Origin of the sequence: Pelagicoccus sp. SDUM812002, from assembly GCF_031127835.1 — a bacterium.
In the GTDB taxonomy this organism is placed as follows: domain Bacteria; phylum Verrucomicrobiota; class Verrucomicrobiia; order Opitutales; family Opitutaceae; genus Pelagicoccus.
Map to the genome: position 1 here is coordinate 26,369 of NZ_JARXHX010000001.1, position 12,056 is coordinate 38,424.

The 12,056-nt window shown below is 52.9% G+C and carries 12 protein-coding genes and 1 tRNA gene; 8 read left to right on the forward strand and 5 right to left on the reverse strand.

Annotated elements, in window-relative coordinates; translation table 11 throughout:
* The first annotated feature begins 124 nt into the window (after window positions 1-124).
* A complete protein-coding gene (locus tag QEH53_RS00135; protein WP_309021082.1) occupies window positions 125-361 on the forward strand; it encodes a hypothetical protein in 237 nt (78 codons plus the stop codon).
* A 172-nt stretch (window positions 362-533) separates the two neighbouring features.
* Complete coding sequence (locus tag QEH53_RS00140; RefSeq protein WP_309021083.1) at window positions 534-953, forward strand: helix-turn-helix domain-containing protein; 420 nt, start codon at window positions 534-536, stop codon at window positions 951-953.
* An 83-nt stretch (window positions 954-1,036) separates the two neighbouring features.
* On the opposite strand, the gene QEH53_RS00145 is transcribed toward QEH53_RS00140, so the two are convergent.
* The gene (locus QEH53_RS00145) at window positions 1,037-2,359 is read right to left on the reverse strand and encodes a hypothetical protein (RefSeq protein WP_309021084.1); all 1,323 of its coding nucleotides are present in this window, start codon (window positions 2,357-2,359) and stop codon (window positions 1,037-1,039) included.
* Between the two features lie 145 nt (window positions 2,360-2,504).
* Window positions 2,505-2,578 (reverse strand) — tRNA-Gln (locus QEH53_RS00150).
* A gap of 132 nt (window positions 2,579-2,710) precedes the next feature.
* Between QEH53_RS00150 and QEH53_RS00155 the strand changes: the two genes are divergently transcribed.
* Window positions 2,711-3,241: an NUDIX domain-containing protein gene (locus QEH53_RS00155; protein WP_309021085.1), complete on the forward strand. Its 531-nt coding sequence runs from the start codon at window positions 2,711-2,713 to the stop codon at window positions 3,239-3,241.
* Between the two features lie 72 nt (window positions 3,242-3,313).
* On the opposite strand, the gene QEH53_RS00160 is transcribed toward QEH53_RS00155, so the two are convergent.
* Complete coding sequence (locus QEH53_RS00160) at window positions 3,314-4,219, reverse strand: endonuclease/exonuclease/phosphatase family protein (protein WP_309021086.1); 906 nt, start codon at window positions 4,217-4,219, stop codon at window positions 3,314-3,316.
* 6 nt (window positions 4,220-4,225) lie between these two features.
* Entirely contained in the window at window positions 4,226-5,479 is a 1,254-nt protein-coding gene (locus tag QEH53_RS00165; protein WP_309021087.1) for a M48 family metallopeptidase, read from the reverse strand.
* 131 nt (window positions 5,480-5,610) lie between these two features.
* Between QEH53_RS00165 and xseB the strand changes: the two genes are divergently transcribed.
* Window positions 5,611-5,856 (forward strand): exodeoxyribonuclease VII small subunit, encoded by a 246-nt coding sequence (xseB, locus tag QEH53_RS00170; protein ID WP_309021088.1) that lies wholly within the window; start codon window positions 5,611-5,613, stop codon window positions 5,854-5,856.
* A 73-nt stretch (window positions 5,857-5,929) separates the two neighbouring features.
* Window positions 5,930-7,858 (forward strand): 1-deoxy-D-xylulose-5-phosphate synthase, encoded by a 1,929-nt coding sequence (dxs, locus tag QEH53_RS00175; protein WP_309021089.1) that lies wholly within the window; start codon window positions 5,930-5,932, stop codon window positions 7,856-7,858.
* Between the two features lie 57 nt (window positions 7,859-7,915).
* Here dxs and QEH53_RS00180 read toward each other — a convergent pair whose 3' ends face one another.
* A complete protein-coding gene (locus QEH53_RS00180) occupies window positions 7,916-8,617 on the reverse strand; it encodes a hypothetical protein (RefSeq protein ID WP_309021090.1) in 702 nt (233 codons plus the stop codon).
* 66 nt (window positions 8,618-8,683) lie between these two features.
* Between QEH53_RS00180 and QEH53_RS00185 the strand changes: the two genes are divergently transcribed.
* From QEH53_RS00185 to QEH53_RS00195, 3 genes are all read left to right on the forward strand, one after another.
* The gene (locus tag QEH53_RS00185) at window positions 8,684-9,643 is read left to right on the forward strand and encodes a DUF1295 domain-containing protein (RefSeq protein WP_309021091.1); all 960 of its coding nucleotides are present in this window, start codon (window positions 8,684-8,686) and stop codon (window positions 9,641-9,643) included.
* Between the two features lie 113 nt (window positions 9,644-9,756).
* On the forward strand, window positions 9,757-10,845 hold the full coding sequence (locus QEH53_RS00190; RefSeq protein WP_309021092.1) for a family 20 glycosylhydrolase: 1,089 nt from the start codon (window positions 9,757-9,759) through the stop codon (window positions 10,843-10,845).
* A 12-nt stretch (window positions 10,846-10,857) separates the two neighbouring features.
* Entirely contained in the window at window positions 10,858-12,042 is a 1,185-nt protein-coding gene (locus QEH53_RS00195) for a DUF5009 domain-containing protein (protein WP_309021093.1), read from the forward strand.
* Window positions 12,043-12,056: the final 14 nt, after the last annotated feature.

Here is a 12,056-nt window from a genome sequence, read left to right on the forward strand (position 1 = left end):
TACGCAAACGAATCAAGTATATGTACGAAATCCTCAGGATGCGAGATTCAGCAGTCTGTCATTCGTTGACAATCCTATTTTGGTATTACGAAAGTGAAATCCGTCCCAAACAAAAACAAAAGAAATGAAAAAGAAAAAAACTCCGCAAGAAAAACGAGAAACCCTACTAGAAGCACTAAAACAGAATGCTAAAGAAATCCGTGAAGCTGAAGACAAGAGACTACTCAGGTTGATAAAAGCAATGACGAAGAACCAACTAAAAAGGGTTTCCGATATCGACAACAAGGAACTTTGGAAAATATACGAAACCCTTTCGGTTCACCTAAACCCTAGCTCGAAAAAGTCAAAAGTAATTAACTGAGACTCAGACTCTTGCCCGATGATTTTATCATCGGTTTTTTGCGTTAATATACTTTCAATATTTTATTTGGATTTTTCTGCTGCATTTTCCCTCCCGAAGAAAACTCAGAAAAAGCTGAAATAAATCACCCAAACCACTTCCGCAAAACCCTTAACGATGCAGAAGACTATTCATGTCAGAAAAACATGAATACGATAATAATCCTCAACATGACCACGAATCATCCAACGACAGCAAGCCTGATAAAGCGGATGATTTGTTAAAGTTTCCGTCGAGCGACAATCACAAGCACCCTCAGTCAAGCGATAACCTTCCCTTGAAGGAGTTTATTGAAATTTGTTTTCTCGAGGTCATGCGACGCATTGAAAACATAAATCAAATCATACTTGAAATTAAAAGCGCAAATACTCCGATGTCTGAGCTTATGACAGTTAAGGAAACTGCAATTTTTTTGCGTAAAAGCGAAGCGACAATCCGGTATTGGCTGGACGAAGGGTTCATACCTGCGTATTGTATAGAGGTCGGGGAAAAATCGGCTCGGCTGGTCTCAAAGTCTAAACTCTTACAATTCCTTGAAGATGAGTGTGCTTGAGTTTCGCGGGCAGAACACCATTCCACCATCGGAGATAGTAGCGAAATGATCATTCATTTCAGATACCGACGATCAATTTCTGCTCAGAGAAAATCGGAGGGACGGATGCTGAAAAACTCCTCAGGCGTCTCGTCGTCGAAAAGCATCCCCCAGTAGCTCTTGCGCCCTGTTTCAAGATCGTGCCCCAGCTGCCTGCAATACTCCCAGTCGTCCACGTCCTTTCGTATTCGGGTAAAAGTCGCAAAGGTATGTCGATAGACATCGTCCCAGCGCTTGTTTCGTTGACGTTCCTCGTCCATGACCTGCCGTTTGAAATACTTTTGATCGCGGGACCATCTACGGTCGGAAGGGCATAGCGGCAGATCGTTAGCTTTGATGAACGTTAGCCATTCCAACACGTTTGGCCGGATGGTCACGTTACGCCTTTCATTCGTCTTGGTTGCTATTCGCTCGTCGCAGACGATGACACCCTTATTTAGCTGTATGTGCAAATCCCATACAAGGTCCCGGCCTCGGCTTTTCTCCAAAGCAGTGTAGGGCCTTAGGGTTCCTTTCGAGTTCCTTTGGGCTGGTTCACCTCGTTGTATTCGTCCGACAGCCTGAATCTCCTGTGGTCTCAATCCGCAATACAGCCCTAATACCAAAGCTCCAAGCCACTCGCCTCGGACGCCATCCCTCACTTTGTAGTCCATCGCGATACGCAGGGCGTTTCTAACTTCGCTGATGTGTAGAATTGTCGGAGCCATGTCGACGTTAACGCCGAATCGTTTGCCCTGGTTGGTTGCGAGTTCGAACTCCTTCAGCAATTTCCTCTGGATAGCAGGCGAGGCGTGCCCATCGTTGCTCGAGTAATCCAGAAACTCTCGTACGAGGGTGTAGATCTTTGGCTTCATCCCGAGGCTCTGAGAGTCAACATATTCGACCAGGAGATCCTTGTTCAGGTCTGCTACTTTGGCGTCCTGGAAATGTTCGATGAATTTCTTCATCCGTGGCGGGATGTCCTTGTAGGAGTTCCTCTTTATCCCCGATGAAGTCTTGTAGCTCACGAAATCGTCGACGACCCCAGACAACGGCCTCAGCCCGCCCGGATTGAAAGTCGCCTTGAAATGCTCCAGCACCTGCTGGACCGTTACTCCCGGCCAAGGAAGAGCGTCCATCTCCGAGAAGAGCCATTGGGCGATCTTCACCTCCGACGTTCCCAGCGTCCCGTTCTTTTTCTGCTCGAGACGCTTCTGGGCACGAGATTTCTTCTTCCGCTCCTTCTCGGCGTCGGCCTTGAGCTTGAACTGCCTGCGACGATTCTTGAGCAAGACGCCGTCTCGCACTTCGTCGAAATCCAGGATCCAGCCCCCGGTCTCGTTGTTCGGGTAGACGGACGGCTCCCTAAGTTTTCTCGGCTTCTTCATCGATCGATAATGTGTGAAAATGTGTGATTTCCACTCAAAAAACGACCCAAATCCGCTAAACTTGAGGACTAAGACACCCTCGACTGGGATGACTCTGACAGTACTATCGGCAGTCCAACTCACTAAACCACAACGACTTAGAAGTTGGCAGCCCCACAGGGACTCGAACCCCGACTGAAGGAACCAGAAACCTTAGTGCTACCATTACACCATGGGGCTGTCAGACGAAGATGCGGAAGTTACGGGAGACTTTACCGAAATCAATGAAAATGCGCGATTTTTATTTGGCATTCAAAATCGCGTCCAATGAAGGCTTGCGAAAGCTCCAGTCGCCCCCTTCCTCTGTGCCCCGTGAGCAAGAAGTCCGTTCCCGAACATTTCCGATTTTGTCCTAGCTGCGGCTCGGAAAAACTGGCCCTTCGCGGAGGCAAATGTGTCGAATGCCCCGATTGCAGTTTCACGCTCTACTTTAATCCGACGTGCTCCGCTGGAGCATTGATTTTCGACCAACAGGGTAAACTTCTCGTGGTCGAGAGGGCAAATGAGCCCAGCAAGGGCAAGTACGGCATTCCGGGCGGGTTCACCGACCCTGGAGAACGCCTGGAGGAAGTCGCCGTGCGCGAGACGAAGGAAGAGACGAACCTAGATATCCACTCGGTGAAATTCTTCGCCTCGTTCCCGAACGTCTACACCTATCGGGAGGTGAGCTATGCCGTCACCGATACCTATTTTCTCGCTAAAGTGGATTCCTTCGAAGGCCTCGAAGCCGAGGAAGGCGAAGTGGCGGGTCTCCACCGAGTTGATCCCAAGGAAGTGCCTCAGGACCAATGGGCTTTCGATTCGCTGCGTAACGCGATTGCTAAGTACCTCGCAGAATATTAGGGTTGGCGGAGGGATTTGGGCGGCTCTTACGTTGCTGATGACGTGGAAGTCGACCCTCCAGATTGACCCCTATCACTTGAGTTGCAGGTCTGTCCAGACGAGGCGGTGGTCGCTCCCTTCATAATAATCTCGGCGGTCAACGATCCCGCTGCTGGTGTCGAAAGTCTTTACCAGACCTGAAGACGCAAGCATGTAGTCGAGAAGCGAATACTCGCCTCCTTTCTTGTAATAATGCGTCCAAATGAGTCCGCTCGAGTCTTTCGCTTCGAGGATCTGCGAGATTTCTAGCTCTCCTCTATTCAGGAATCTGCGGACGGGGCTAGAGTTACGGTGATCATTGAGGTCGCCGACTACCAGGAAGGATGAATTTAAGGGATCGGGGAAAATCTCGAGGATTCGTTCGCGGGCGGAGTGCGCCTCTTTCGTTCGGCGCCGGGTGGACTGCGGATCACGCTTGTCGGAGGTGTACTTGCTTTTGAGATGCAAAATAAAAATGCTGAAACCGAGCCCCCCACCCGTTTGTACCTCGAGCTCGAGCATGCCACGCTTCACTTTCATGGGCTCGTCGAACAGGTTGAAGCCGAGATCGATGTGAGGAACCGGCCGCACCTGCACCTCTTCGTTCCAGAGAGCTCCGACACGTCTCGTATCGTCATCAGCCTCGAGGATGTAGTGCGAACTATAGCTCAGCCCGTCCTGCCGAAGGTCGTCCAGCAATTCCAGCAACTCCGCTTCGGTACCGATCTCCTGAACTGCTAAAACGTCGGGCGCAGCGGCAACGATCGCTTGCCGCACGACCGTCTTCTCCGTCTCGGGCTTCGGGTAGTCGAGCCGAAATTGCCCCTCCACCAGACGATCCATGGCTAAGTAGTTGCGTAGGTTGTAAGTTCCTAATCGGATGGACTCCGCCTCTGTCTGCCCTTGAGCGGCAACGGCCGAAAGCAGTAGGCAGAGAGAAAAGCAAAGCCGTTTGAACATCGTCCCTTAGGATTCGGCCCGCCCTGTGGCCATCGCTGCTTCGCGTTCCAGCAGGGTCGGGTGCGAATAGTGGAATCCGCTGTAGGCGGGGTGCGGTTGCAGGTTGCTAAGATTTTTCTCGCTCAGATTTCGCAGAGCGTTGCTCAAGGGCTTCCAATCGCCTACGACGTCGCGGGCAAAGGCATCCGCCTCGTATTCATGTTTTCGAGACAGGACATTAAAGATGGGAGTCATCCAAAACGTGAAAAGCCCGCCGACCAGGCCAAAAAGCAAGAATGCAATTCCGATATTGGCTTGCTCGAATCCAAAACCCTCGAAAAAGGCTTCGTTGTTCGCCAAGTAGCCTATGATCCAAAAGCCTCCCAGCATCATAGCGGCTGAGCTTGCGATCATCTTAGGAATGTGCCCGCGCTTGTAGTGACCGATCTCGTGGGCCAAAACCGCTTCGATCTCATCCTCGCCTAGTTGCTCTATCAATGTATCATAAAGTACGATACGGCGAAACTTTCCGAAGCCAGTAAAGTAGGCATTGGAATGGGCGGAGCGCTTGCTGCCGTCGATGACCTGTATGGCGTTGCACTTAAAGCCCGCCTTGTCGGACATTGCCATCAAGCGCGAGCGCAGGGGCCCGTCTTCCAGCGGGGTAAGCTTGTTGAATAGCGGAATGATCAGCATCGGATACAATACCATCATAATGAGCTGAAATCCGAACATGATACCGAAGCCCCAAATCCACCAGAATTCGCCCAACCAACCCACGAGGCTGATGAGCAGCCAGAGCAACGGAAAGCCGATGATCAATCCGACCAAGCTCCCCTTAATTTTGTCGACTATCCAGAGCCCCTTGGTGCTGCGATTAAATCCGAAGTGATCCTCGATCTTGAACTGCTCCCAGTATTCCAGCGGCAAACTCGGCAGGCTGAGAACGATCATCACCACGACGAGGAACAAGGCAGAACTCCAAGATTCGTCCCCCATCCGAGCACTCCAGGCGTCGAAGGCGAGAGGCAGCACGCCGCTGAGGATCACTGCGGCCAAGATTGCAGCGTCAAGCAAAAGTCCGATCGTGCCGAACTTGCTCTTGACCAACGTGTACTCGTTGGCCTTTTGGAATTTCTCCTCGCTCATGATGCCTTCCAGAGCGGGGGGCATCGACTTGGTGTTGCGGGCGACTTGTCCGCGATTGAGCGTGTCGAGCGTGAGTTCGGCCAACAACTTAGCGGCCAAGGCGATTATAAAAATCGTTTCGAGCAGGGTCATAATCTCAAACCTCCCCAACAGCTGGCCGACTGTCGAGCGCTGATTTTATCTTAAAGCGGTAGCAACCCGTCCGTGGAATTGCTGCCTTCATTTCCTTGAATCTCAAAGGCTTCCCCACATAGTGGGCCGCTGTGAGCGCCAAAAAACAGGACATGATCGCAACCTTTGAGGAAGGGCTGGAAAAACTGGAGACCATCGTCACCGAGATGGAGGACTCGAAACTTCCGCTGGAAACCCTGATCACCCACTACGAAAAGGGGAACAAACTGCTCGCCCAATGCGACATCAAGCTCAAGGAAGCCGAGAAGAAGATCGAGATTCTAAAGGCCAAAGCCGAATCAGGCGCCCATTTCGAGGAACTCGAAACCGGCCAATAAAGGGTTGGCGCTTCAAAGTGTTGGACAAGCCGAGTGTAATCGCTTCAGTTTCGCCCCCTTTCCCTCTTCCATCTTGAACGACGACACACAGAACACCGCTCCGGGCGAAGCCTACCCTCTCCTCAGTAGGATCAAGGGCGCCGCGGAACTGCGAGAATTTACCCCTGCGCAGCTCGAAGAGCTTGCCCAGGAAATCCGGGACCGACTCATCCGGGTAACCTCCACTAACGGAGGTCACCTCGGACCTAACCTCGGCGTCGTCGAGTTGAGTATCGCCCTCCACCTCGTCTTCGACACGCCTCAGGACCAATTCGTCTTCGACACTTCTCATCAAGGCTACGTCCACAAGCTTCTCACCGGCCGAAACGGACCGGAATTCGAGGGTATCCGCAGCTCCGCAGGACTGAGCGGATTCCTATCGCGAGACGAGAGCGAACACGATGCGTTCGGAGCTGGCCACGCGGGCACCGCCCTTTCAGCGGCTCTGGGAATGGCAGCGGCTCGCGATGCGCTCGAATCCAAGGATCACGTGGTCGCCGTCTGTGGAGATGCCGCTTTCACCTGTGGCATCACCATGGAGGCTCTCAACAACGTCGCCGAGTCCACCAAGCGCCTCGTAATCGTCCTAAACGACAACGAGTGGTCGATCGCCAAAAACGTGGGAGCCATCTCGAAGTACCTTAACGAGCTCATAACCAACCCAATCTACAACCGCCTGCACCACGACTTCGGGTCTTTCCTGAAAAACGTCCCCGGAGGCGACCAGCTCCTGAAGATCGGCAAGACCGCCGAAAAAGGCTGGAAGAGCATGATGGTGCCTTCCTCGCTTTTCGAGAAGTACGGCGTGCGCTACCTCGGTCCGATCGACGGGCACGATCTCCCGCAGGTGACGCGTTACCTCGAATTCGCCCGCGACTCCGACGAACCAGTTATCGTTCACGTCGTCACGAAGAAGGGTAAAGGGTACAAGCCCGCAATCGACTTTCCCGAACGTTTCCATGGCACGAGCCCTTTTGCGATCGCTTCTGGAAAGTCGAACGGCAGCAGCAAGCCAACCCCTCCGAACTATCAGGACGTATTTGGCAAGGCCATAGTCAAGTTCGCCAAGGCGGACAAGAAGGTAGTCGGCATTACTGGAGCCATGCCTTCCGGCACCGGGTTGATTCACCTGAGCAACGAAGTGCCAGATCAATTCTACGACGTCGGAATCGCCGAGGAGCACGCAGTTCTTTTCGCAGCCGGTATGGCTACGCGTGGCCTTCGCCCCGTTTGCGGGATCTACAGCACTTTCCTTCAACGCGCTTTCGACCAGATCATCCACGATGTCTGCCTGCAGAAATTGCCGGTCGTATTTTGTATGGACCGGGCAGGACTCTCGCCTAATGACGGAGCGACTCACCACGGGCTCTTCGACATCGCCTACCTGCGCATGGTGCCAAACCTGGTTGCCATGCAGCCACGGGACGAGGACGAACTCGTGGACATGATGCACACTGCCTTCTCACAAGACTTGCCAGCCTTCATTCGCTACCCGCGTGGTGGCGGCGAAGGTGTCAAGATGAAGGAGAAGCCCACAGCTCTGCCGATCGGTAAGGCAGAGGTGCTCGCCGACGGAAGCGACGTGACCATCTGGGCTCTCGGTCCGATGATCAAGGACGCGTTCGTATTGAAGGAGAAGATCGAAGCCGAAGACGGCCTGGGCGTAGCGGTCGTAAACGCTCGCTTCATCAAGCCACTCGATAGCGAGCTTCTCTTATCTCACGCAAAACAGACTAAGCTACTGGTTACGATGGAAGACGGCGTCAAATCCGGCGGGTTCGGCAGCTTGGTTGCCGAAACCTTGGCTGACGAGGGAATCGCAACGCCACTTGCTCGTATCGCCTGGCCCGACGAGTTTGTCGGACATGGCGACAGCGTAGCCGATCTTCGGGCGCGCCACGGACTTTCACCCGAGCAAATGCTCGCCGACGTTCGGGCCAAACTGAAAACAGTATCCGCCTAACCGATTTTAGTCCGCTACCGGCGAGCTGCCCTTCGCGGACTACGGGCTGGATCCACCTTAGCGTTCTCTATCGCGCCTCGCCTTGACTAACATTTGGTCAGCCTTGGCGGTGAGGCTGAACTCAGGCGGATTGAAATTGTTCCATTTGGATTCTCGGGCAAACGACATCAGGTCAGGGTCGCCGTAGGGAGTCTCGATTCCGACGTCGACCATCCTAGCCTTCCCTTCGTCTCCCAACAAAAACTCGCGTAGGCCTTCAATGGATACGTCTATTCGAGTTTTCATTTCTCCTATATAGGCTTTTCGCCATTCATCCTCCAACAGAACCGCTTTTGTGAGTGTGATGAAGCGGTCACGCAACTCCTGCTTCTCCTCTCGCGATAGCCGATCTTTCAAGCCGTGGATTCCAATGAAAGCGTCGAGAGCTTTATCGATTTCACCCGCTTCTTCCATCGCTTGAACTTTCAGCTCGATTTTCGCCAAGCGGTTAAATTCCGCTCCCAGATTGAAATCCACCTTTGGCGGACCGAAGTCGGCGACGCCGATATCTGGCAAAATAGCGAAGTACTCTTCTTTCAGAGAAAGCGGCTTTTCAGATTCAGCTTCGAGAAGCTCCGGCGTGGCTGCGAGGAGCGGGTCCGACGCTTGCTCGAGGTAGATCAGGAAATCGGCCTCTTTTGAATGTTTGGAAGTACGTCCCGCCAAGCCGCGGGGCTCAGTCAGCGTTTGGTGGTCGATCGGTATATTGCTTAATCGCATTGCATCCTTCTGGTTTGAGTGCGGTGGTGGGCAGAAAAGGACGGGACGCATTGCTCAGCACGACAGATGCCAAACGCATTCGCGACGGACTTGCCCCGAGGGCAACGCCTTCAATTCACCCTGCGAATCGTCAGTTCTCGTAACTCACTCATGAACAAAGAGGAAAAAAAATCCCTTCTCGGAATTCCATTAATCCTAATCGTAGGCTTAGGCTTCGCTTTCGTTGGCTCTAACGGAGCGCTCCTGCGCGCGGACGGAAACCTGCACCCCTTTGCGTTGTCGGTAGCCATCGCCTTTCTCCTTCAGTGGCTTGCCTTCGTGCCAGCCTTCATTTTCCAGACGGAGCGGTACTTCGATCTCGTGGGCAGCCTGAGCTATATCACAGTCGCTCTGCTGGCTTATTTGAACACCGACAGCCATGGTGCTCGTTCCACCATCCTGCTTGCCATGGTTTTGCTGTGGGCTGCAAGGCTTGGCTGGTTTCTATTCAGTCGTATCCACAAAACGGGGAAGGATGGAAGATTCGACGAAATGAAGCCGTCTTTTATTCGCTTCGGTGCGGCATGGACACTTCAGGGGCTGTGGATCACATTCACCGCTGCCGCAGCATTGGCGGCTATCGCGTCTCAGAAATCTCTTGGAGCAGACGGCTTCGTTGTTGTTGGAGGACTCGTCTGGCTTGCCGGTTACCTTCTGGAGGCAGTGGCCGACTGGCAGAAATCTAGATTCAAAAGCGATTCCAGCAACAAGGGTAAGTTTATCCGCTCCGGGCTTTGGTCCAGATCTCGACACCCGAACTACTTCGGCGAAATCGTAATCTGGACCGGCGTGGCGATCATAGCTTGCCCCGCCCTAGAAGGCTGGGAACTTGTCACCCTCCTGTCACCAGTGTTCGTCTCCATTCTACTATGCAAGGTAAGCGGTATCCCCTTGCTTGAAGAGCGGTCTGACAAGAAATGGGGCGGCCAAGACGACTACGAAGAGTACAAGCGCAACACCCCGGTGCTCATCCCAAAACTATGGTAGACGGCGGTGAGGTTCGAGATCGGTTTGATCAAATTTAGGATCGTGTTTGGCAAACCGGGTTTTGCGGGTATTTAGTACAATTTCGAGTCCCGCACCCCCCACCCTGTACGCCTATGACCAAGATCTTCGCTTTCCTCTCAGTCGTCCTGATATTTGCTAGCCAGCTTTTAGCAGGAGTAGAAACGCTACCTGTTCGCGGCCTCAGTATCGCCGCTCCCAGTACGAGTCAGTTGGACCGGTTTGTCGCGTTCGTAGAGAATGAGCTCGTCCCTCGGCAAATCAATCTGCTCCTACTTCGCGTCGACTACAACTTCGACTACCAAAGCCATCCAGAACTGAAGCCCGAAAACCCTCTAACCCTAGAGCAAGTGAAACAGTTGGTCGAAGTAGCGAGACGCCACGACATTCGCTTGATTCCGCAAGTCAACCTGCTGGGGCATCAATCATGGCATAGCAACCTAGGTCCGCTCTTGTCGGTGTATCCAGAATTTGATGAGACCCCGCATATAAACCTCCCGCCACCTGGGACCTACGATTGGCCCAATCAGGATGGACTGTACTGTAAGAGCTATTGTCCCCTCCACCCGGACCTGCATAAAATAGTCTTCGCACTGATAGACGAAATAACGGAAGCCTTCGAAGCTGACGCTTTCCACGCCGGGCTCGACGAAGTTTTCTATATCGGAGACGACAATTGTCCTCGCTGTGCCGGTCGCGACAAGGCTGAGCTATTCGCAGGCGAAGTGCAAAAACTACGCGATCATCTCGCCAAGAGCGGCAAGGAACTATGGATGTGGGGAGATCGGCTATTGGACGCAGAAACGACGGGACTCGGGATGTGGGAAGCCAGTGACAGCGGAACCCATCGAGCGATAGACATGATCGCTGACGACGTGGTAATTTGTGACTGGCACTACGAACGAGCGGAATCCACTCCCAGTTACTTCGCCCTGAAAGGATTTTCTGTGCTGGCCTGCCCTTGGAACAAACCAGAGATCGCCGAAGCTCAACTGGCGCAAGCCCTCGATTTTCGAGCCAATGCCAATCCTATGCTAGCGCAGCGTCACCGAGGCATTCTTCATACCTACTGGTCAAGCGCCGAGCGGTTCATGGATCTGTACGAAAATCCTGCTGAATCCACAGACAAGGAACTCGGTCCCATTAAAGTACTCGATACGATTTTCCCAAAAATCGAAAATTGACCGAAGGCGCACATGATTGACCGGATACGATCCATCGATGCCTTCCGCGCCCTGACCATGTTGCTCATGATTTGGGTTAACGACTTTTGGTCGCTTAACGACATACCGACCTGGCTTCTACACGTGTCAGCAGATACGGACGGAATGGGATTCTCCGACATCATTTTTCCAACATTCCTCTTTATCGTCGGGCTTTCGATCCCTTTCGCTCTCAAAAATCGTATCAGTAAAGGAGATACAAACCTCCAACTAGTAGGGCATATTCTCAAACGCTCGGGAGCTCTCATTTTCATGGGTGTTCTGATGGTCAACCTCGAGAGCTACCACGACGCGTCGCCTCTCCTACCCAAACCGTTGTGGCAGGTTCTGATGACTATCGGCTTTATCTTGATTTGGAACATCTACCCGAAGACAGACTCTTGGACGAAACGTGCCCTTGCGTTTAGATGCATCGGTTGGGGGATCATGGTTTTCCTGCTGGCGACCTTCAGAAGTGATCCGCAGAACGGATACAACTGGATCGAGCCCCATTGGTGGGGAATTCTAGGCCTGATCGGTTGGTCTTACCTGATCTGCTCGATCGTGATGCTAGCGACTCGGGACAAGGCCGCCTACGCCTTTGCGGCTTGGTTAATGTTATCGCTTGCCAACGTGGCGATCTTCGCGGGATGGACTGAGTTTCTGGAACCGGTTCGGAGTTACATTTGGATTGTCGGGGATGGCTCGCTGCCAGCTCTAACAATGTCCGGCTGCGTCGTGGCGTTGCTCTACCTCCATTCCTCGAAAGCCAGTCGCGGGTTACGCTTTTGTCTATTCGTTGCAGCTGCGGGCTTGGTTTGTATCGCGGTCGGTTTCGCGATGCGGCCACTTGGCGGCATTTCAAAAATCCATGCCACCCCATCCTGGACTCAGATTTGCACAGGTCTCGCGATGGTCGGTTTCGCCTTCACCTACTATCTGGTTGACCTGAAGGGTATCCGGGGCTGGTACCGAATAATTGCGCCAGCCGGAGCGGCGACCCTGACCTGCTACCTGTTGCCCTACCTAGCTTACCCATTCCTAAATACAGTCGGAATAGACCTGCCAGCTGTTTTGACGACTGGTACCCTAGGACTTTTGAAGTCGCTACTCTTCGCCTTTGCAATCGTGGGAGCGACTGGCTTAATCAATCGATTTGGCGTGAAGCTCGGGGTTTAAGTACGTTATTGAAA